At 44.5% G+C, this 21,906-nt stretch carries 16 protein-coding genes; 14 read left to right on the forward strand and 2 right to left on the reverse strand.

Going from position 1 to position 21,906, the window contains the following annotated elements:
• Window positions 1-159 precede the first annotated feature (159 nt).
• The gene (locus MKX35_RS11185) at window positions 160-2,343 is read left to right on the forward strand and encodes an alpha-galactosidase (RefSeq protein WP_076300762.1); all 2,184 of its coding nucleotides are present in this window, start codon (window positions 160-162) and stop codon (window positions 2,341-2,343) included.
• Window positions 2,344-2,387: 44 nt separating this feature from the next.
• Here the strand turns inward: MKX35_RS11185 and MKX35_RS11190 are convergent, their stop codons facing one another.
• Window positions 2,388-3,266 carry a helix-turn-helix transcriptional regulator gene (locus tag MKX35_RS11190; RefSeq protein ID WP_042190729.1) on the reverse strand — a complete coding sequence of 293 codons (879 nt, stop codon included), beginning with the start codon at window positions 3,264-3,266 and terminating at the stop codon, window positions 2,388-2,390.
• A gap of 319 nt (window positions 3,267-3,585) precedes the next feature.
• On the opposite strand from MKX35_RS11190, the gene MKX35_RS11195 reads away from it, so the two are divergent.
• The 13 genes from MKX35_RS11195 (at window position 3,586) to MKX35_RS11255 (ending at window position 20,697) form a co-directional block, all read left to right on the forward strand.
• Complete coding sequence (locus MKX35_RS11195) at window positions 3,586-3,783, forward strand: hypothetical protein (protein ID WP_076284709.1); 198 nt, start codon at window positions 3,586-3,588, stop codon at window positions 3,781-3,783.
• Window positions 3,776-5,038 (forward strand): DNA polymerase IV, encoded by a 1,263-nt coding sequence (locus MKX35_RS11200; protein ID WP_076300763.1) that lies wholly within the window; start codon window positions 3,776-3,778, stop codon window positions 5,036-5,038. Before MKX35_RS11195 ends, MKX35_RS11200 begins: the two co-directional genes overlap by 8 nt.
• Window positions 5,035-5,508, forward strand: coding sequence for a hypothetical protein (locus MKX35_RS11205; protein ID WP_042190722.1), 474 nt, complete (start codon window positions 5,035-5,037; stop codon window positions 5,506-5,508). Before MKX35_RS11200 ends, MKX35_RS11205 begins: the two co-directional genes overlap by 4 nt.
• A gap of 151 nt (window positions 5,509-5,659) precedes the next feature.
• The gene (locus MKX35_RS11210) at window positions 5,660-8,590 is read left to right on the forward strand and encodes an insulinase family protein (RefSeq protein ID WP_076300764.1); all 2,931 of its coding nucleotides are present in this window, start codon (window positions 5,660-5,662) and stop codon (window positions 8,588-8,590) included.
• A gap of 258 nt (window positions 8,591-8,848) precedes the next feature.
• Entirely contained in the window at window positions 8,849-9,280 is a 432-nt protein-coding gene (locus tag MKX35_RS11215) for a MarR family winged helix-turn-helix transcriptional regulator (RefSeq protein WP_042190718.1), read from the forward strand.
• A gap of 18 nt (window positions 9,281-9,298) precedes the next feature.
• Entirely contained in the window at window positions 9,299-10,681 is a 1,383-nt protein-coding gene (locus tag MKX35_RS11220) for an MATE family efflux transporter (protein ID WP_076300765.1), read from the forward strand.
• A 293-nt stretch (window positions 10,682-10,974) separates the two neighbouring features.
• Complete coding sequence (locus MKX35_RS11225; protein WP_042190714.1) at window positions 10,975-11,874, forward strand: carbohydrate ABC transporter permease; 900 nt, start codon at window positions 10,975-10,977, stop codon at window positions 11,872-11,874.
• A gap of 63 nt (window positions 11,875-11,937) precedes the next feature.
• Window positions 11,938-12,720 carry a carbohydrate ABC transporter permease gene (locus MKX35_RS11230; RefSeq protein ID WP_042194330.1) on the forward strand — a complete coding sequence of 261 codons (783 nt, stop codon included), beginning with the start codon at window positions 11,938-11,940 and terminating at the stop codon, window positions 12,718-12,720.
• A gap of 139 nt (window positions 12,721-12,859) precedes the next feature.
• Window positions 12,860-14,224, forward strand: a complete 1,365-nt coding sequence (locus MKX35_RS11235) for an ABC transporter substrate-binding protein (protein ID WP_076284704.1) — start codon at window positions 12,860-12,862, stop codon at window positions 14,222-14,224.
• A 105-nt stretch (window positions 14,225-14,329) separates the two neighbouring features.
• Complete coding sequence (locus MKX35_RS11240; protein ID WP_256716403.1) at window positions 14,330-16,129, forward strand: cache domain-containing sensor histidine kinase; 1,800 nt, start codon at window positions 14,330-14,332, stop codon at window positions 16,127-16,129.
• On the forward strand, window positions 16,104-17,702 hold the full coding sequence (locus MKX35_RS11245; RefSeq protein WP_076300766.1) for a response regulator transcription factor: 1,599 nt from the start codon (window positions 16,104-16,106) through the stop codon (window positions 17,700-17,702). The genes MKX35_RS11240 and MKX35_RS11245 overlap by 26 nt, the downstream gene beginning before the upstream one ends.
• Window positions 17,703-17,726: 24 nt before the next feature.
• Window positions 17,727-19,592, forward strand: a complete 1,866-nt coding sequence (locus MKX35_RS11250) for a DUF2264 domain-containing protein (RefSeq protein ID WP_256716404.1) — start codon at window positions 17,727-17,729, stop codon at window positions 19,590-19,592.
• Window positions 19,582-20,697: a glycoside hydrolase family 88 protein gene (locus MKX35_RS11255; protein WP_076300767.1), complete on the forward strand. Its 1,116-nt coding sequence runs from the start codon at window positions 19,582-19,584 to the stop codon at window positions 20,695-20,697. Before MKX35_RS11250 ends, MKX35_RS11255 begins: the two co-directional genes overlap by 11 nt.
• Window positions 20,698-20,872: 175 nt before the next feature.
• Here MKX35_RS11255 and MKX35_RS11260 read toward each other — a convergent pair whose 3' ends face one another.
• Window positions 20,873-21,883: a LacI family DNA-binding transcriptional regulator gene (locus MKX35_RS11260; protein ID WP_076300768.1), complete on the reverse strand. Its 1,011-nt coding sequence runs from the start codon at window positions 21,881-21,883 to the stop codon at window positions 20,873-20,875.
• Window positions 21,884-21,906 lie beyond the last annotated feature (23 nt).

The following is a 21,906-nucleotide window of genomic DNA, read 5'->3' on the forward strand; positions in this document are numbered from 1 at the left end:
ATGAAATTGAATTTTTTATAGATCAATATTTTACTACTTAAGGTATAGATATTAAGATTGTATCCCCTTCCAATTATCTTTAAAATAGACTTCAAACAACAAGATAAATCAAGCCGGTTATATTTCAACAAGATCTGATAAGAAGAGTAGGAGGATATTATGAGTATTTATTATGATGACAGCCGCAAGGTGTTTCATTTACAGTCTGAGCAATCCAGCTACGTTATTGAAGTCGTTAGAGGTGAGCTTCCAGCGCATATCTATTGGGGTCCTAAATTAGAAGGAATAGTGCAGCCGCTGAATTTGGTGGAACGTTGCTCCTTTAGCCCGACCTATACGATGGAGGACAAGAGGATTTCCCTCGACACTATTCCAAGTGAATTTCCGTCTTATGGGAATGGTGATTTCCGGGAACCAGCGCTTGAGGTTCATTTGGTAGACGGTACGACCGTTACGGATTTCCTTTATAAGAGCTATAAGATCAATAAAGGAAAACCTGAGTTAAAGGGACTGCCTTCCACTTATGTTGAAAGTGAAGAAGAAGCAGAGACACTGGAACTTTTTCTTCAAGATGCCAAAAGCGGACTGATTGCTGTATTAAGCTACACCGTGTTTAATAATCAGGATGTGATCACACGTTCTGTACGGATTGAGAATCAAGGTAAGGACAATGTGGTGCTGAAGCGTGTGTTAAGCGCAAATGTTGACTTCCATGATTCCGATTATGACATGCTGCAATTATCCGGTACTTGGACGAGAGAACGCCATATCTATAAAAGACCGCTTGTACCTGGTATCCACCGAATTGACAGTAAGCGCGGCGCGAGTAGCTCCACGCAGAATCCTTTTATGGCTTTGCTTGCAAAAGATGCAACAGAGGACCACGGTGAAGTATACGGGTTCAGCCTTGTGTACAGCGGAAGCTTTCTTGCGCAAGCAGAAGTGGATCCATACGGTATTTCCAGAGTGGGGATCGGCATTCAACCGTTTAATTTTCAATGGCTGCTTGAACCTGGGGAATCCTTCCAGGCTCCTGAAGCTGTGCTGGTAAGATCCAGTCAAGGGCTTGGGGGATTATCAAGGACTTATCACCGCCTATATCGGACCCGGTTATGCAGAGGCGAATTCCGTGATCGTAAGCGCCCTATTCTCATCAACAACTGGGAAGCTACCTATTTTAATTTTAATGCAGATAAAATCAAAGAAATCGCTCAAGCAGGCAAAGATCTCGGACTTGAACTGTTTGTCTTAGATGACGGCTGGTTTGGGAAACGAGACAATGATGATAGCTCACTCGGAGATTGGGTAGAGGATCGCCGCAAGCTTCCTGAAGGTCTTGGAAAACTTGGAGAAGATATTACGGCAATGGGCATGGAATTCGGATTATGGTTCGAACCGGAAATGGTATCGCCAGAAAGTGATCTTTATCGTGAACATCCAGATTGGTGTCTTCATGTGCCAGGTCACAAAAGAACGTTAGCTCGCCAGCAGCTTGTTCTGGATTTATCCCGTAAGGATGTATGTGATTATATTGTGGAATCGGTTAGCTCCGTGCTGTCATCGGCTCCGATTACTTATGTGAAATGGGATATGAACCGGAATATGACGGAGATTGGATCTGCTCTTCTGCCAGCTGAACGTCAACGCGAAACGGCTCACCGCTATATTCTTGGACTTTATGATGTGCTGGAGCGTATCGTCACCCGTTTCCCTCATATTTTGTTCGAAAGCTGCTCCGGCGGCGGCGGACGATATGATCCGGGAATGCTGTACTATATGCCACAGACCTGGACCAGTGATGATTCGGACGCGATTGAAAGATTGAAGATCCAATATGGAACAAGCATGGTGTATCCTGCAAGTTCTATGTGTGCTCACGTATCGGCTGTTCCTAACCATCAGGTGCACCGTATCACACCACTCGAAACACGCGGTCATGTTGCGATGTCTGGTAACTTCGGCTACGAACTAGATATGACCAAGCTAACTGATGATGAGCGTGAGGATATCCGGAAACAGGTCTCAGAGTACAAGGAACTTAGAATGCTGATTCAGTTCGGTGATTTCTATCGACTGCTTAGTCCTTTTGAGGGGAATCAGACGGCGTGGATGTTTGTTTCGGATGATAAAAAAGAAGCCTTCGCCACATACTTCAGAGTTCTGGCCGAGCCTAATGCACCTCTCCGCAGATTGCGGTTGAAAGGACTCGACCCAGCTAAGAACTACAAACTTGAGCTTAACGGTGAAGTATACAGAGGGGATGAGCTGATGCACTTCGGACTCTCACTTCCACAGCTTGAGGGCGATTTCAAAAGCTTACTAGTTGTACTCAAAGAGGTTTAATAAGAAAAGGAGTAAGCCACTGGCTTGCTCCTCTTTTATATGAATCAATTTTCGAAAAATACATGTTTGGTTTGGAACGCTAGATCCTGTTCGCGGTAAGTCGAAGGATTGACCCCAAAATAGGACCGGAAAACCTTTCCGAAGTAGCTGGCATTATCAAATCCGCTCTCCGTCGCAATCTGGTTGATACTCAAATCTGTTGTTTTGAGTTTGGAAGCTGCCAACTCGATCCGCCGTCTTTTTAAATACTCAAAGGGTGAAAGATTGATGTTTTTTTGAAACAGTCTGCAAAGATGATGTTTGGAAACACCAACATGAGCGGCAACATCGTCTAAGCTTAGATTATTATTATGCAGATCATCCTTCATGAATTGAATAGCGGCGTGAAGCTTGTCATTTTTTATATAGGTAGTTAACAAATTTGGTTTCTTGAGGTATTTCTCCATGGACAAGATCCACTGAAAGACTTTTCCCGTTAAAAGATGCAAATCTCTTTCTTCATGAACCTGAATGTCCTTGAATGTACTCCACAATAAATCTATCGAAACCGATTCTTGGGGGAGTTCTACAATTGGACCGCAATGAGCAGCGAGTTGGTTCCAAAGTGAAATCGCTAAAGGCCCCCGTAGATTGAGCCATAAAACTTCCCAAGGCTCGGTGCCTTCTTCCGGATAATAATACCTGTGTATGCTGGGGACAGTCACTAGAAAAGCTTTGCCCTTCGTTAACCGATGAACAACCCCATCTATTTCAATTCTACCTTCTCCCGATAATGTGTACTGAAAAATAACACAACTTCTCTCCGTCCGGTTCTGGCCGTTGAAGGAGTAGGCAGGTGAATCGAGTTGTTCCCAACCGATAGAATCAAACAGAAGCATGGAAGCTTCTTCTTCCGAGCGAAAGGTGTAGGAGGAACGGAACATTAGCAAAATTCCTTTCTAGAAAAAGCTTTTAAGTACAGATCAATAATTTACTACTGTTGTTTACTCTATCAAAGTGTAAACTTTTTTCGTTGTCTGTTCAATCTCTGTTGAATACGCAAGTCTGGATGCTCATTTTTTATAGCACATGGTTACACTCTAATGAACTGTGATCTCGTTCGGTCTGGATTAGATTATTCTCAGCTTTAAAAAAATCAGATCCGGTGTGGTGGGGGAAATTACCTCACCTTTTTTGTTGCTTAAAATTCCCGATTACGCATATAATACAAACAAGTGTTCTTATTTTTATGGAGGCGATCGCATGCAAATCAGCATCGGCCAAATAATTGAAATTATATATCAGGATAAGGCGAGAAATATCAGCCAGCGGAAAATTGAAATACACAGTATCCGTGACGGACGCATACGAGCAAGCTGTCTGACTACAGGAACGCCTCGCATGTTCTTGGCAGCAAATATTCTTTCATGGCAGCCCGTGCAGGAAAAGCGTCATGCCTAAGGAGCGTGTCATACTACTGTCTGATTGCCAGGCATTTTACGCCTCCGTGGAGAAAGCTGCCCACCCTGAATATCGAGATAAACCTGTTGCAGTGGGGGATCCAACAAGAATGAACGGTATTGTGTTGGCGGCCTGCCCGCTTGCAAAAGCGAAGGGGGTAACAACGGCTTCGCGTGTAGGTGAAGCTTTAGCAAAATGCCCAGAGCTAATCGTAGTAAGGCCACGCATGGGGACTTACATTAAAGTATCACTCTTAATATCAGAGATTTACCGAACATATACCGATCTGGTAGAACCCTACAGTATCGATGAGCAGTTTCTGGATGTCACAGGATCTCTTGCGTATTTCGGAGGATCGCTGCAGGATATGATTCATAAAATTCAGCACCATGTTTTACTTTCGACGGGAGTCTGGACACGGGTAGGTATTGGATCTACTAAGGTTATGGCAAAGATGGCGACAGATAACTACGCCAAAAAGATGAAGGATGGGATCTATGAACTTTCTTTTGACCAATTAGAGACGACCCTTTGGAAACTTCCCGTGCAGGATATGTTTATGGTAGCGGCTAGAATGACCAAGAATTTTTGGCGTATGGGTATATCCACAATTGGAGATATTGCGCGAATGGAACTGTCAGAATTTAAGCGACGAATGCGAACTACCATGGGGAAGCAAAGTGATATTCAAGCGGAATATTATTGGCAAACTGCGCGCGGGCTAGATCCTAGTCCAGTGGTCACAGGAATGCGTCATCAAATCAAATCAGTGGGACATGGCAAGGCTTTGCGCTGGAATTTATACACCAGGCATACGGATATTGAGGTTGTGCTGCTTGAGCTCGTCATTGAAGTATGCCAGCGAGCCCGGCGGTATGGTTATATGGGATCGGTAGTATCTATTTCAGTTTTAGAGACGGACGGAGAGCGTTCAAATGCTTACGAGCGTCAGATGACATTGCCCGAACCCACATCACTAACACACGAAGTAGCTGCTGCTGCGCAAAAATTATTTGCAGACAACTGGTCGGGCCTTCCCATAGGTCGATTAGCGATTTCCTTGACTAACCTATCAGATGATAGCGTCATCCAACTTACACTCTTTGATGACAGGGTTCGGGCTTACAACAAAGAACGTGCAATCGATCAAATAAAAGCTCGTTATGGCAGTAAAGCTCTAATCAGAGCTTCATCTATGCTTGAATCCGGTGTTGCCCTAGAAAGAGCTGAACAGATTGGAGGTCACTATAAATGAGTAAACTTGAGGGTAATGAACGCTGGAAAACGAAAATGATCATGACCGAGCATGTTGAGCAGTACGAGGAACAGCAGCGTGAGAACCCAGATAAAATGATAACTATGGAGGAACGTACGATGGTTCGAGACCTCATTTTGCTTCCTTATATAGATACTATGGTTAGCAAGAGCCTGAAAGAGATCGAGCCCTCCAGCAACATTCTTAAACGTGCCTATCTGATGGCTGGTCAAGCCATTCAACGCCGGATCATGCAGGATACTTATCGGCTGCAAAAAGAGCTGAAACAGCGGAATATCAGGGTGCTGGCAGATGAACAGGAGGAATTCTTGGTGTATTACAAAATCTTTTGCCGTGGATATCAGGAACGCTTTGGTTTAACTCGAGATGTTATGCGTACAGAGATAAGCTTAAGGTTGACTAAATACACAGCTGAACTCGGAGCAATATTAAAAGATCATTTGAAATAAAACAAGGCTTTGTCAGTAATTATACTGGTGTGGTCTTGTTTTGTGTGAACCAGAAATTAATCCCGGAGACCTTCTACTGATGGAATAATCGCCCAGGGATATGATAAGCTCATGTAGAGTTATCATATCCCTAAACAGAGGAGGGAAATCTATGAGCCGTTTGATCACAGGGAACACTTATTATGGATTTCAGGTTGTTAATGAGGAATTTATCCCGGAGAACGAATCCAACGTATTCACGCTGGAACATCTGAAGAGTGGCGCCAGGCTGCTGTTCGTGCAGAATCAGGATGACAACAAGGTATTTAGTGTAAGCTTCAGGACCCCGCCTGAAGATAGTACGGGGGTCTTTCATATTTTGGAGCATTCCGTATTATGTGGTTCAGAGAAATATCCGGTCAAGGAACCTTTTGTAGAATTACTGAAAGGCTCGATGCAGACGTTCCTGAACGCATTTACGTTTGGGGATAAGACGATGTATCCAGTAGCGAGCCGGAACGATCAGGACTTCTCTAATTTGGTGGAGGTTTATCTGGATAGTGTTTTTCAACCGAATATTTATAAGCAACAAGAAATTTTTGAGCAAGAGGGCTGGCACTACGAGCTTCAGCATCCCGAAGATGAGTTAATCTATAAAGGCGTGGTTTACAACGAGATGAAAGGTTCATATTCCTCGCCGACTACGGTATTGATGGATAGAATCAAAAAGTCATTGTATCCGGACACGATTTACCGTCATTCTTCAGGTGGAGATCCACAGGAAATTCCTGCGCTAACCTATGAGCAGTTTCTCAAGGCGCACAGCAACTATTATCATCCGTCCAACAGTTATTTTTATCTCTACGGAGACGTTAATATTGAAGAAAAGCTGCAATTTATAGACCAGGAATATCTTGGGTCTTATGAACGAAATAGCTTCGATACTTCCATTGCGCTACAACAGCCCATTGGAATGACGGAGCTGGTAGCGGATTATCCGATTCTGGAAGCAGAAGCAGCCACTGATAAGACTTATTTGAGTCTAAATTATGTGATTGGAACTTCTACTGATCGGGAACTGAACCTTGCTTTTGATATTTTAAAAAGCATGCTAATGGACAGCAACGCAGCTCCGCTCAAGCAAGCCTTGCTCGAAAGCGGACTTGGCAAAGACGCGTTTGCTTTTTATTCCGACAGTATGGTTCAACCGCTGCTTGGTATTACGCTGACGCATTCCAATGCCTCCTCTAAAGATGCCTTTGTGGAGCTGGTGAAGACTACATTAAAGCGTTTGGTCCAGGACGGACTAGATGAGAAGCTGGTGCTGGCAGCGGTCAACAGTAAGGAATTTGAACTGCGGGAAGCGGACTTTAATCAGTATCCGAAGGGTCTTACTTACAATATCGAAGTGATGAAGTCCTGGCTCTATGACGGTCAGCCGACTACTCACATGCGCTATGAAGAGGTGCTCACGGCCATTCGGGAAAAGCTTGCGGACCGTTATTTTGAGAAGCTGATTGAGGACTATTTGCTGAACAGTGATCATTGCAGTGTGGTGGTACTGAACCCGTCCAAGACGATCGCAGCGGAAAAGGAAGCATCCACTCAGCATCAATTGAGTGAATACAAAGCGTCACTGCAACCAGATCAGTTGGAGCAGCTTGTTCAGAGTACACAGCATCTTCTGGCGCGGCAGAGTCGTGCGGATGCAGCCGAAGATTTACAGAAGCTACCGAGCTTGTCTTTACAGGATATTAACCGCAGCGTAGAACCTCAGGTGCCGACCCATGAACAAATCCATGAGGGAATAAAAGTGATCCACCATGAGGTAGCTACCCATAAGATTGCCTACTGCAAGCTTTATTGGGATACGGGTGTTATAGCCCCTGAAAAGATTCCTTATTTGGTGCTATTGGCAGAGGTATTGGGCCAAATGGAGACTGCGTCCTACAGCATCGAAGAGCTCACCAGTGAAATCGGGATCAAAACCGGGGGCATATATTTCAGGAATGAGCTCTATGGCGCTGCAAAAGCTACGGGGGCGAGTTATCAGCCTAAATTCTCTGCGCTGGTGAAGGTGATGGCGGGGCATATTGGTGAATCACTGGACCTACTGCGAGAGATACTCTACACAAGTGCGCTCGACAATCTGACCAAGCTGCAGGAAATCGTCCGCCGGGAAGCCTCGCAGATGGAATCGATTCTGAATCAAAGAGGGAATGAGATTGCGGCCAGCCGCCTGATGTCCTATTTCTCGGATATGGGAGCTTATCAGGAACAACAGGGCGGTGCTACTTATTACCGCTTTATCCGCGAGCTTGCGGAGACGTTCGACCAACAGGGAGCTCAGGTGGCAGACACACTAAAGGGCATCTGTGGGGATTTGTTCAATAAAAACAATTTGATCATCAGCGTGACTGGTACGCCTGATTTGTATGAAGAATTCATAGCTAATGCAGCGAAGCTGGGTATCCAGGATCGGCCAGTAGTAAATAGGCCTAAGATTACGGCACAGGGACATGCGGACAATGAAGGATTCATGTCTTCCAGCCAGGTGCAATATGTGGTTAAGGGATACGACTTCACTAAGCTAGGATTCACATATTCAGGCAAAATGCAGGTGCTCAAGAAAATCATGAGCCTTACCTATCTGTGGAATGCCGTACGTGTGAAGGGCGGTGCGTATGGCGGGAACCTGGTTCTGCGCAGAGATGGGATAATGATGTTCACCTCCTACCGTGATCCGAATTTGCAGGAGACGCTGGAGGTTTATGATCAGGCTTATCGATTTGTTGAGGGGTATGAAGCAGATCCCGATGAGATGACCAAAGCGATCATCGGTACCTTATCTATGCTGGATCAGCCTCTTAGTCCCAGCGCACAGGGACGGCGGGCGGACCGACATTATTTTGAACAGGTGACGGAGGCCGAACTGCAGCGAGAGCGGGATGAAATCTTGTCGACAACACCAGAAGATATCAGACAGTACACCGATTTACTTAAGGCTGTGACGGAACAAAATTATTTCACTGTAGTCGGCAATGCGTCCAAGCTGAAATCGACAAAAGCATTATTCGGAAGTTTAGAGGAACTTGTGAAGTAAGTTTCTCTAATCGCTCCTTTTCAGTACATGTCTACGGGCATGTGCTGGAGAGGGGCGTTTTTTAATAAGGTGAACTAAAAAAACATTCTACAAGGGAACAGTGGCCGGAAGTCCAAACATTCACCGCCGTCATGTACTTACCTTAAAGGAAGAATAAAACCAGTTTATTTAGTTAGAATATTGACAGTTAGAGTTCTAACTATTATGATAATGATGTTACTTAGAGTTCTAACTAATACGAATGCGGAGGAAATAATAATGAGCAAACCCGTTGAAAATACACCATTTTCTAATTTGATTCGAGAGATCGGGATGAAACTAAAAAGTACAGCTGACGCCAGGCTGAATGAGCTAGGGCTGAATTCACAGCAAGGACGCATGATCGGTTATATTTTTGAGCATCAAGAAAAAGGTGTAATTCAAAAGGATTTGGCGGAAGTCTTTAATAGAAAAGGGGCGAGTATCACCAGCATGCTTCAAGGGTTAGAAAAGAAAGGCTATATCAAGCGTGTCACACCTGAAAATGATGAACGGCAGAAGAGCATTTTTGTTTTGGAAAAGGGCGCTCTTTTGGTCGAGGAGTTCAATGAGATTTTCTCAGGGGTAGAAGCAAGCATTACAAAAGCACTCAGTCCGGAAGAAACAGCAAACTTAAAGTCTTTACTGCAAAAAGTTAATTCAAGTCTATAAACGTTCGGAGGGTTAATCATGGAAACAGAAGTCTCCAATCAATATTATTTAGAATCGGCGCCGATCAAGAAGGCAATTGCTCATTTATCCATTCCTATGATGATCGGGATGTCTGTTGGTACCATCTATAATGTAATCAATGCTTATTTCATTGGCTTACTCCACAATACTAGTATGCTGACTGCCATTACGCTGGGTCTACCCATCTTCACAGTCCTTATGGCCTTTGGGAATATGCTTGGCGTAGGTGGCGGAACATTTATTACAAGGCTCGCGGGGCAAAAGGATACGGAGAAGGGAAAGAAGGTTGCCGGATACACTTTTTATGGAAGCATTATAGTGGGTATTCTTATTGCTCTAATAGCGATGTTAGCGATTGATCCAATTACGCGATTACTAGGCGCAGATGCTGCTACTCTAGACTTTACTAAGGCTTATGCTTTGACCCTTTTTGTCGGTGGATTTGCCATTGTGCTTAATTTTGCCTTGGAACAGCTAGTCCGTTCCGAAGGTGCCTCCAAAGAATCGATGTACGGTATCTTTATTAGTACGGCTTTAAGTTTAATTTTTGATCCACTCTTTATTCTTGTGCTGAAATGGCATGTGGCAGGTGCTGCGTTGGCGATGGTTTTAGCGAATGTGGGTTCCGCGATTTATTATGTCTATTTTTTAGAAACGAAAAGTGAGCATTTAAGAGGATTTTTGAAGCATTTCAAGATATCTGTTCGAGATCAATTAGAAGTATACAAAATAGGTGTATCAGAGTTATTGCAATTTAGTTTTGTGATTGTGAGCACGCTTTTGTTAAATAACTTCGCGATTCAATATGGAGAAAATGTGGTTGCCGGATTTGGTGTGGCCTTAAGAATTGTGCAAGTTCCGGAGTTCTTATCAATGGGCTTATTCTTAGGTTTGATTCCGCTATTTGCGTTTAACTTTGCTAGTCAAAATATGGCGAGACTTAAATCAACAATTAAACATGCTTTTGCCTATATCGGAGGTATTGCTTTTGTCTTTGTAGGTCTAGTGTTTCTGTTTAGAGGAACGATCCTGCACTTCTTCTCTAATGACCCTTCAGTGTTAAGTATGGGAACTTATATTTTGGTAGCCATGCTGATTTCTGCTTTATTTAATGGATTTACAGGTTTGTTTATGAGTATTTTTCAAGCGACAGGACAGGGAGTACCAACCAACATTATGGCCATCACACAAGGCGTATTGTTTATCCCTATGATTATCGTGTTACATTCTGTTTTTGGACTTCATGGCGTGATCTGGTCAATGACCATAACAGAAGTTATAACGAGCTTAATGGGCGTCATCTTGTTTGTGATTTTTAGTAAGAAGCTGAAAAGCACGGGTGGGGATGGAAAAGGTGTTGTAGAGGTTGCGTCCGTGTAAAACGATCTTTACTTTACGTGGAAAAATAGAAATGTAGTGGATGGCGGGAGCTTGGCTCGCGCTTTTTTTGCAAATATAAGAAAATATAAGTTTTACAATATACTTTATGTCTTATATTTCTCGCATAAACGCCTTTGGCGTCCTTATAAGGACGCCAAAGGCGTTTATGCTTGGTTGTCTAGAAAACTTCGCAACTAAAGGATCGGTAAAATTAGTTCCAAAATGAACAATTCTAGTTCTTATGATTACGGCTTACTTTTTCTACAATTATGGATAAGTAAAGGAGGAGAACTATGATACGAAAATTTCATCTTAAAATGGATACGCGCGAAGCAATCGCTGGGTATTTATTCGTCGCTCCACTGATGTTGGGGCTGATCATCTTGACCTTGATCCCAGTGCTGGGCTCACTGCTGTTAAGCTTCACGAACTGGAACTTTGTAGCTGGGTTAGGGGGGATTAAGTTCGCGGGCGTGGATAATTTCATAAGGCTGTTTCATGATGATGCTTTTATGAAAAGCTTGCTGAACAATCTGCTCTTTATTATCACAGTACCGGTTACGATCATCGTTGCTCTGCTGTTAGCGATCCTGATTGATAAACAGGTGTTCCTGAAGGACTTGTTTAAAGTGATTTACTTCCTTCCCTACATCTCCAGTGTAGTTGCCATCGCTATGGTTTGGCAGGTAATGTTTCATCCCTCACTAGGACCTGTCAATCAATTCCTGATGTCACTGGGGTGGAGTAATCCGCCAAAATGGTTAGCTGATATCCATTATGCTTTGCCGTCGCTTATGTTGATCCAGATTTGGATTCAACTCGGTTACAACATTATTATTTTTATCGCTGGGTTACAGAGTATTCCGAAGGACCTTTATGAAGCAGCTGATATTGATGGGGCCAATAGCTGGCGGAAATTCCGCAATATCACGGTTCCCTGCATTTCGCCAACTACCTTTTTCCTGCTGGTTACGGGGGTCATTGGTTCATTTAAAATCTTCGATCTGATCCAAGTGCTGACACAGGGTGGACCGGCCAATTCCACGACCGTTATCGTTTATGAGCTATATGACACCGCCTTCAATCAATTGAAGACTGGTTATGCCTCTAGCATGGCACTTGTCCTGTTCCTCATCTGCCTGATCATTACAGCCCTGCAGATGTTAGCGCAAAAAAAATGGGTCAATTATTAAAGGCAGAAAGGAGAAATTACAGTGAGAAAAGAGCTTCTATCCAGAACGTTCTGGACAATCGCAATGGGACTGCTAGGTATCGCATTTCTTTTACCGTTTCTATGGATGTTATCCACTTCCTTTAAACTGGAGAAAGATGTGTTTGATTTTCCGATACAATGGCTGCCACAGCAGTGGAACCTCATTGAGAATTATAAACAAGTTTGGTCAGGTGATTTCGCTCGTTATTACGGAAATTCCATTTATATTACGCTGGCAACGACTATAATTAATGTGCTGATATGCGCACTGGCTGCTTATGGGTTCTCCAAGCTACGTTTTCCGGGTAGAGATGCGATGTTTGTAGTTGTATTGGCCCTTTACATGGTTCCTCCACAGGCTTCGCTGGTTCCACAGTTTCTACTATTTAACTGGCTGAATCTGATTGATACGCATTTAGGATTGATCTTAATTAACAGCTTTAGTATTATCGGTGCGTTTATGCTCAAGCAATTTTTTATGGGGGTAAACAACGAGTATCTTGAATCGGCGCGGATGGATGGAGCAGGTCATTTTCGTTCTTTTCTACAAATTGCATTTCCGCTGATCCGTCCCGCTGTAGCTACTTATGCTATTCTGCGTTTTATCTGGACCTGGAACGACTATCAGTATCCACTCATTTTTTTGAAATCTAAAGAGCTGTTTACTATTCAGTTAGGTATTCGGTTGTTTGGGGACCAATACGGGGATGTTTATTCCCTCATGATGGCTGGTGCGGTATCTGCAATTCTGCCACTGCTGATTATTTTTGCTCTCGGTCAGAAGCAGGTTATTGAGGGAATTGCCCTCGGAGGCGTGAAAGGATAATAAAAGTCAAAATAGTTTCTCTTCGGTAGAATATGAGAACTTTCCTCGTCTATCCTGCATGTTAGGATGTTCTTGTAAGCAGTTACATAGCTTTGGCTGTAAAGCGAGGTATACCCAACACATTTATAGGAGGGTCTATATGAAAAAGAAATTATTATCCGTGCTTATGATCACATCTATGGCGTTGTCATTGGCCGCTTGCGGTGGAAATGCGAAAACAAATAATGCAGGAGCAACAGATGCGCCTGATGCTGGTGGAAATAAGGAGCCTGCAGCAGAGAAGGTTACGCTGAAGCTGAGTACCTGGCAGACGGAAGCCAAAGCGAAGTGGAGCACGATTATCGCAGAGTTTGAGAAGGCGCATCCCGACATTCATGTAGAAGTGGATCTACTGAATGAAAAAGGCGATTCTGTAGCCTCTATGCAGAAGCTGGATTTGATGGCCGCTGCAAGTGACCCGCTGGATATTGTCGAACTGCCGTATACCAACTATTCGCAGCGTGCAGATATCGGTGTGTTAGCACCGATGGACGAATATATTCAGAAAGAAGGGTATAAGCTCTCCGATGAATATCTAGTGGACACTACGGTCAATGGCAAAGTCTATGCGTTACCGTCATCTATGCAGCGCTGGTTCGTGCTTCTTAACAAAGAAATGCTAGATGAGGCTGGTCTGCCGGTTCCGACCGACTGGACTTGGGCGGATTTCGAAGAGTATGCCAAGAAATTGACCAAGGGTGAGGGCGCAACGAAGCGTTTTGGCGCATATCTGCACAATTGGCCGGATTATTTCCAACTCCAGCTGATGAGTAAACCTGAGGATAATACTTTTCTAAAATCTGACGGAACCTCCAATGCCCTGGATCCGCAATTTAAGGCTAATCTGCAGATGATGAAGAAAATGATGTACGAAGATAAGAGTGCTACTCCTTACGAGGATATTATTTCGCAGAAGCTTGCCTACCGGAATCAGTATTTTAATGGTTTAGCAGCGATGCTTCCGATGGGTGACTGGATGGTTGCGGAATCGGGTGGAACGGATGCCATTCCAGCAACCTTCGTTACCGCGTTTGCGCCGATCCCTCGACTGGATAGTGAGAGCAAACATTACTCACCTGTTCAGCCAACCTATATGGGGATAGCTGCTAAATCCAAGCATAAGGAAGCAGCTTACACCTTTGTACGCTGGTATACCTCAGAAGGACTGGAAATTGGCGGACGTGTCTTCTCTGGCTGGGCGAAATCGGATACGAACAAATTGGTGGATACGATTGTGAGTGGTTCTAAGGATCCATCTATGATTGATGTTGATTCCCTGAAATATACGATGGAGAATTCGGCACCTGGTGCGACGCAAGTTCCGGCTAAATATGCGGATGAAGCTAAGAACAACGTTATTCCAGAAGCGGAAATGTATCTCCTTGGCCAACAGGATCTGGATGTCACCGTTACCAATATCGATAAGAAAATTTCGGAAGTGGTTCAGAACAACAGCGGAAAGTAGGCGGAGACTGATTGTACGCTTCCCCAAGGGGGCTTATAATGTGGGGGCAGGAAAGCATTTCTGCCTCCTGCTCCAAATTTAAAACAGATATGGGGCCTGTCATCCGTGTTTAGAAAGCATCAATCACTTCGAATGAAACTTGTCTGGTCTTCAATGATTTGCGTACTGATCCCGCTAGTCTGCATTTACATGGTTACAGATTATTTAACCCGGGATCTGATTCTGGAGAAGGCCGTTGGCAGCGCAAGAGAATCTCTCAATGCGTCCAGTGCCAATATGAATGCCATTTTTGAACAAACGCTGGAGCAGTCCAATTTTGTGCTTCAGAACAGCGAAATCAGGCAGATGATGTCTGCTGTTCCAGAGTCGCTCCATTCAGCGAAAGAGATCATCCAGTATAACCGTATGTCGCGGATGCTGGATGATATGTTCGTTCTTTCAGAGTATTTGAAAGTGACGCTGATCGGTAAGAATGGATTTATTTATACGAGTTATCCTTATAGCGACTTTAATCCGAAAACCTTTTATAGCGAGCGTTGGATGTCACTATTGAAACAAACTCAGCCGATTTCGACTTTCTGGAGAGCGGAGCACGACACCTACTACAACTATTCTGATAAGGGCTCAGCCAATTGGGTAACTATTGCGAGACCTATACAATCGACCTCCAGCAGCACGATCGGATATATGATTATTAACATCAATGAGCGTAAACTCCGCCCTTATCTGAACAATGACAATGGCAAAGAGATGATGCTTTTGGATGACAAGGGAACTGTAGTCTCACATGCTGATCCAGCCCGAATTGGTGAAACAATGACGTGGTGGAAAAAGGAAGGTCGGCTTGATACTGTCGAGATCAGTGGGGAGAAATTCTTGTATGTTGACCAGGAGCTGAGCAGCAACAGATGGCAGATGGTGAGCATTATCCCTATGAAGGCGGCATTGTCAAAGAATAAACAGATTTTATTTATCAGCTTAGCCGTGCAAATTCTATTCTTTACCTTCTTTTCCGTTCTCTTAACCGTTCTAATCTCTAAGCTGACTCAGCCCATCGTGAAATTAAGTGCTTTTGTAAAGCGAATAGGTCGTGGTCAATTGGACGAACGTTCGCTAATCCGTGGGAATAATGAGGCGGCTCAACTGGCCCGTACCATCGACCAAATGCTAGATCGAATCGAGTCCATGATTGAACAAATCACCTATGAGCAAACAGGAAAAAGAAAAGCTGAACTGGAAATGCTGCAGGCACAGATCAATCCGCACTTTATGTTTAATCTGTTGAATTCGATCCGGTTAAATATTCTGATGCAAGGAGACAAGGAGAACGCCGAGTTGATTGGTTCGTTGTCGTCTTTGCTCCGTATGACCTTTAACAGAGACAATGAGTTTATCCCGCTTCGTGAGGAGACAGATACGATATCACATTATGTGACTTTGATGAATTTTCGTCATGCCAATCAGGTCAGGCTGGAAATGAATTTAGCAGACGGAACTGCTGAAGCACTGGTGCCTCGGTTTATGATTCAGCCTATGATCGAGAATGCCATCATCCATGGTTTCGAGCAGTTTGGTGGTGAGATCTTTATTGAAGCTCGTATTATTGCAACTACAGGAACCTTGGTTATCACCATTAAGGATAATGGCATCGGAATGTCACAGGAGAATTTAAAAAGACTTCGTGAAACCGCATACAGTAGTGAGCAAATTGCAGAAGAGGACAGAAAAGGATTCTCTGGCATAGGCTTACGTAATGTGGCCCAACGCCTCAGTATGATTTATGGTGCTTCATTTAAGTTGAATATATCAAGCGAACCTGATGTGGGTACGGAGATTTGTTTGGAGTTTCCACTGAACTACGGAAAGGTGGGTATAGAGAATGCTGACGGCAATTTTGGTGGATGATGACTATCCGGTTATCCGTTATTTGTCGCAAGCCGTGTCATGGAGTGAGCTCGGGATTGAACTCACCGGATGTTATTATAGCGGTCTTGAGGCTTGGGAAAAAGCACGGCAGAATCCACCGGATCTGATTATCACCGATATTGGTATGCCTAAGATGAACGGACTGGAGATGCTTGAGAAATTCAGAGCGATGAAGCCCGGAATTCGTGCGATTATTCTGTCCTGCCACAACGAGTTCAAATACGCTCAGCAGGCGCTGAAACTAAACGTAGGAGAATATATTTTAAAAGAATCACTGAATATCGAGCAGCTGGAACATGCACTCAGAACACTTGTGAAGGAAGTGGGTCTGAACAGGCAGCAGCATACCGAGATGCTGGTATATAAGCAAAAGCAATCACAAAACCGTGCTGCGCTAAAAGAAAAGTTTCTAAAAGATACGTTATACCAATCTTGGGACAAGGTAGCTTGGATCGAGCAAGCCCGGTCAAACGGAATTATGATCCATGCCAAGACCTACATTCCAATGCTTATAGTGATTGACCGTCCAGAGGAAGCTTCACGGGTGCGCCGTATGAGTGAATATACGATTTCTTTTGCCGTCGAGAATATTATGCAGGAAGTGCTTGAGGCTGATCACAGTTTATTTATTTCGAGATACAGCCATAAGGAGATTGTTATTCTTTTCTGCAGCGACCAGTCTTCCAGAGACCACCAAGCGATTTATCATTCCATTCAAAATGCAGCCTCTGCGGTACAGAAATATCTCAAGCTGTCTGTCTCCTGCATATTTGGTGCTGAGGCGCGCAGTCCTGAGGAAATTCGCGGAACACTGCAGCGGATGCTAAAGGAGAAGATTCAGCGGTTTTATTTTCCAGCGGCGGGCATTCATCGTTTTGAAGAGATTAGCTTTTCGCGGGATGATATTTATGCCGAATATGGAAGTCTGTACGCTGATATTAATGATGATATTGCCCTGAATAGGGAAACAGAGCTTCGTATTCATGTAAAGGAATGGCGAGAATGGGTGGCAACGCAAAAGTTTCATCCAAATGAAGTTAAGGAATGTGTTCTCCGGTTGCTGATGGACTTGCAATTGAAGACGAAACAGCTGCTGCAGTCTCCATTGCTTATGGCAGAAGAAAAGCTGTTTAGCGTGGTGAGTGACATTGATACCCTCGAGCATTTGGAAGAGTGGTTAGTTCAGTACTTGGAAGAATTAGCGCGGAAAATAAGTATATTCTCTATCAAGTCGAAACGGAGCGAGGTTATTAAAGCCCAGCAGTTCGTGATCAGTCATGTAACGGAGAAAATAACGCTGGAGGATATGGCTGGACGCCTGAACTTGAATGCCAGCTATTTCAGCCGCTTGTTCAAACGGGAAACAAACCAGAATTTCATCGAATATGTAAATATGCTAAAGCTTCAGAAGGCAAAAGAGCTGCTTAATCAGTCTGGAAAGACTGTGGAAGAGATCTCCGAGTATCTGGGATATGCCAACAAAAGTTATTTTATCAAGCTGTTTAAACGGGAAATGGGCATGAGGCCCAGTGAATATGCGGCTTGGCATTGAGTAAGGATTGGAGGAACCATTACTGTGGAACTGAAGGGTACTAAAAATGAATTACAAATGTTCTTAAATGACCTATATGCTCCGCTGGATAGTCGATTTACTTCTGGATGTGCAGGAATCGATATGGGAGCTACAGGATCAATATACAATGAAGCTACCGCGCTTATGGAAGCCTTCGCTCGTCCGTTATGGGGGCTTGTTCCCCATGCCAGCGGGGGAGGGGAGAGTGCGCTTTGGCCGAAGTTCCTCGAGGGGATCGTCAATGGGACTGACCCTGAACATGAAGAATACTGGGGTGAATTCTCAACCAAAGACCAGCGTATGGTGGAACAGGCTGTGCTGGGACTGGGGCTTGCTCTTGCGCCGCATAAGCTGTGGGAGCCGCTGAGTGATGTTCAGAAAATGCAGGTATATAACTGGTTGAACCAGATCAATCATGTGGATCGTTCGAACCCGAATAACTGGCTGATGTTCACGGTTCTTGTGAATGTGGGCTTTAAGAAAGTCGGATTGCCCTACGATCAAGAGATAATGAATAATTATTTGGAGAAGATTGATACCTACTACTTGAGTGATGGCTGGTATTCCGATGGGCTGACCGATCAGAGAGACTATTATATTGCTTTTGCTATGCATTATTATACGCTGATATATGCTAAATTGATGGCGGATGATGATCCTCAGAGGGCTGCAGTTTACCGGGAAAGATCCGCGCAATTTGCCAAAGATTTTATGTATTGGTTTGCTGAGGACGGAAGTGCGATTCCTTTCGGACGTAGTCTGACCTATCGTTTTGCGCAGGTCTCTTTCTGGAGTGCGCTGGTGTATGCTGAGGTCCTTCCTTTTTCATATGGCGTTCTCAAAGGAATTATAATGCGTCATTTTCGTTGGTGGTTTGAGAAGCCTATTGTGGGAATAGACGGATTACTAAGTATCGGATATGCTTACCCGAATCTGGTAATGACGGAGAACTACAATGCCCCCGGATCACCGTATTGGGCCTTTAAAGCTATGCTTATTCTTGCCTTGCCGGACGATCATCCTTTTTGGCAAGCGGAAGAAGAACCACTGCCTGTATTGAAAGAGATGTTACCACTCGAAGAGGCACGTATGCTGGTGAGTCGTCCGGAAGGAAATAAGCATGTTATTGCCTATACCTCTGGTCAGATGGCTAACTTTGATATGGCCCATAGCGCAGCTAAATATTCCAAGTTTGCTTACTCCACGCTGTTCGGATTCAGTGTGCCGAAGGCGGGTTATGGCTTAGTTCAAGGCGCTTACGACTCTACATTAGCATTGTGTGAATGCGATGAACATTACCGGGTACGCAGATTCTGCGAGACGTGGGAAATTGGAGAGAATTATGTATATTCACGCTGGCATCCCTGGAGCGATGTACATGTGAAGACATGGATTATTCCAGCGGGTCTGTGGCATGTCCGTATTCACAGCATTCATAGCGCCCGGTGTCTCGACGTAGCGGAGGGTGGATTTGCCATTGGCCAGTCTGCTGGCTTCTCACGCAGTGATCGGGAAATCATTCATGTATCTAACACTGCTGTCTCGGTGCAATTGCCCTGGGGAATCAGTGCCATACATATGCTAAGCGGTTTTGACCGGGGAGAATGCGTGCTACCCGAACCGAATACTAATCTGCTGAAGTCTCGGACGTTTCTTCCGAGCTTGATCTCCAGATTGGAGCCGGGAGATCAGGTACTGATATCTGCTGTCTTTGGAGCAACGAATACTCCGGAGAATCAGGCCAGTCTGGCTTCGCCGCCGCTTATTCAGTGGCAGTCAGACGGAAGGATTGCTGTATACGATCCTAGTAACGATGCACTTTTGCATACTGTTGATTTATTGGAAAGGAGCAACAAAGATGTGGACTAAGGCCATTGAGGATGCGATTCACAAAATTGGGAGTAACATTACTAACCATCCGGGCAAACTGCCCCATATCGCCGAGGGGCAACAGTACGAATGGGGAGACAATGATGATTGGATAGAGGGATTCTATGTGGGCATGATGTGGCTTGCCTACGAATATGGTAAAGATTCATTCTTTAAGGAGGCGGCAGCCTCATGGCTAGGGGACTTCAAGCATCGTTTGGATCAGCACATCGCTTTAGATCATCATGATATTGGCTTTTTGTATTCACTAACTGCAGTAGCGGAGTGGAAAATAACAGGCAGTGAAGCGGCGCGGGCTGTCGGTCTGCAGGCTGCAGATACGTTGTGCAAACGCTGGCGTGAAACAGCTGGAATCCTCCAGGCTTGGGGTCTAGAGAGTGATCCTGAGAACGGGGGGCGTATCATTATTGACTGTTTGATGAATTTGCCTCTGCTGTTCTGGGCTGCGGAGGAAACGGGGGACAATCGCTACTATGATATAGCCCTTCAGCATGCGTTAAAGAGCCGAAAATTTCTTGTGCGCGGGGATGATTCCTCTTATCATACTTTTTACTTTGATCCGGCTACGGGGAGTGCGATTCGTGGAGGAACTCATCAAGGGTATGAGGATGGTTCGACCTGGACTCGTGGTCAAGCCTGGGGAATATACGGTTTTGCGCTGGCGTATCGCTATACGCAGAATGAGGATTTTCTTATTACTTCTAAAAGCCTGGCTCATTATTTTATAAGCCATCTTCCGGAGGATAGTGTGGCTTATTGGGATTTCGATGTGCCTGTGGAAGCGGGGACCCCTCGTGACAGCTCAGCTTCTGCGATCGCGGCTTCCGGCCTCTTGGAACTGCTGGACATTCTGGACGCAGATGACCCGGACCGGGCTATTTATGAAGAGGCACTACTCCGCAGCATGAAATCTCTGGTGGAACATTATGCGACATCTGGAGATCCAGAGGCGGAGGGACTTCTAAAGCATGGCTCCTATCATGTCAGAGGCGGACGCGTGCCTGATGGCCATATGATTTGGGGAGATTATTATTATTTAGAAGCGCTGATCCGCATGCAGACCGGAATCCGAGGATATTGGTAGTAGGATGAATGGAACAACGGTCCATTCACGTAGTGACCACAACGAGCGTCAACATACATCCTAATCTGAAAGTAAAGGGAGAGTTCCACAGCCATTTCATGGCTTGTGGGACTCTCCCTTTTTGTGATGTGCGTGTATTTATTCTCCATACAACATTCCTGTCTATATGAACTGATTATGTATTTGGATGTTGTGTGGATTCCCGAATGATCAGATGGGTAGGAAGGAGAATTTCTATAAAAGGCTCCTCGGGATGATCAATGCGCCAGAAGAGTTGTTCTATAGCTTTTCGTCCAAAGTAAGACAAATCTACATCCATCGTTGTAGTCAAAGGAGTTGTTATCCGTGATAACTGTCCATTATCAAAGCTCACAATAGATACATCTTGGGGGATCTGATACCCAAGCTTGTACATCACGGAATTGATCAAGAACCCAAAGCCGTCATTGACACAGAACCAAGCCGTAGGCTGCTTATCCAACTTTTGTACAGCGTTGAACACATCATCCATTTCTTCAATGGCACGATCGAACACCCATATTGGATTGTATTCAATTGCAGATTGGTATAGAGCCAGGCGATAACCTTCTAAACGCTCGTAATAACTTGGTGAGAATTGAATATTGCCGATGAAGCCAATACGGGTATGTCCCAATTCAATTAAATGCTGCACCGCTGTATAAGCGGCATAACGATTATTGGTGAGAATACTATCGGCCTTAAGATCAGGGTGATGGTGATCAATTAACACGGTGGGAATCCCTGTGCCCGTCACTGCTTGAATATATGGGGTCGTAATATGGGACAGAATCAAGATTCCTTCTACGGAAGGATCAAATAATATAGGAGGCAGGATCAATTGTTCGGAAGCGTGATGATCAATAGATTGAATAACCATACGCTTATTTCGCTTCGCTGCTTCCTTCTCAATACTTAAATAAATTTCTCCAAAAAAGTTACGTTTGGAAAATGCAAATTCTGATGCCAAAATGACAAAGGTTCCAACTTCTTCTTCTGTGCTTTTGCGCCCTCGCGAATAGGTGTAACCCATTTCATTCGCAGTATCGATAATTAACTGTCTCGTTTCCTCACTCACACCGTCTTTACCGGACAGAGCCTGAGAAACAGAGTTCTTCGATATATTCAATCGATCGGCGATATCTTGCATTGTTACCTTCACCTTCATGCGAAGATACGTCCTTTCTAATT

Source organism: Paenibacillus sp. FSL R5-0923 (assembly GCF_038009145.1).
In the GTDB taxonomy this organism is placed as follows: domain Bacteria; phylum Bacillota; class Bacilli; order Paenibacillales; family Paenibacillaceae; genus Paenibacillus_AQ.

What these genes read in the sequence shown, in the direction of transcription:
- MKX35_RS11215 (WP_042190718.1), top strand. Translation starts at nt 8,849, where the DNA reads ATGAGCAAACCCGTTGAAAATACACCATTTTCTAATTTGATTCGAGAG.
- MKX35_RS11200 (WP_076300763.1), top strand. Translation starts at nt 3,776, where the DNA reads ATGCCTAAGGAGCGTGTCATACTACTGTCTGATTGCCAGGCATTTTAC.
- MKX35_RS11210 (WP_076300764.1), top strand. Translation starts at nt 5,660, where the DNA reads ATGAGCCGTTTGATCACAGGGAACACTTATTATGGATTTCAGGTTGTT.
- MKX35_RS11230 (WP_042194330.1), top strand. Translation starts at nt 11,938, where the DNA reads ATGGGACTGCTAGGTATCGCATTTCTTTTACCGTTTCTATGGATGTTA.
- MKX35_RS11260 (WP_076300768.1), bottom strand. Translation starts at nt 21,883, where the DNA reads ATGAAGGTGAAGGTAACAATGCAAGATATCGCCGATCGATTGAATATA.
- MKX35_RS11220 (WP_076300765.1), top strand. Translation starts at nt 9,299, where the DNA reads ATGGAAACAGAAGTCTCCAATCAATATTATTTAGAATCGGCGCCGATC.
- MKX35_RS11205 (WP_042190722.1), top strand. Translation starts at nt 5,035, where the DNA reads ATGAGTAAACTTGAGGGTAATGAACGCTGGAAAACGAAAATGATCATG.
- MKX35_RS11190 (WP_042190729.1), bottom strand. Translation starts at nt 3,266, where the DNA reads ATGTTCCGTTCCTCCTACACCTTTCGCTCGGAAGAAGAAGCTTCCATG.
- MKX35_RS11195 (WP_076284709.1), top strand. Translation starts at nt 3,586, where the DNA reads ATGCAAATCAGCATCGGCCAAATAATTGAAATTATATATCAGGATAAG.
- MKX35_RS11235 (WP_076284704.1), top strand. Translation starts at nt 12,860, where the DNA reads ATGAAAAAGAAATTATTATCCGTGCTTATGATCACATCTATGGCGTTG.
- MKX35_RS11225 (WP_042190714.1), top strand. Translation starts at nt 10,975, where the DNA reads ATGATACGAAAATTTCATCTTAAAATGGATACGCGCGAAGCAATCGCT.
- MKX35_RS11185 (WP_076300762.1), top strand. Translation starts at nt 160, where the DNA reads ATGAGTATTTATTATGATGACAGCCGCAAGGTGTTTCATTTACAGTCT.
- MKX35_RS11255 (WP_076300767.1), top strand. Translation starts at nt 19,582, where the DNA reads ATGTGGACTAAGGCCATTGAGGATGCGATTCACAAAATTGGGAGTAAC.
- MKX35_RS11245 (WP_076300766.1), top strand. Translation starts at nt 16,104, where the DNA reads ATGCTGACGGCAATTTTGGTGGATGATGACTATCCGGTTATCCGTTAT.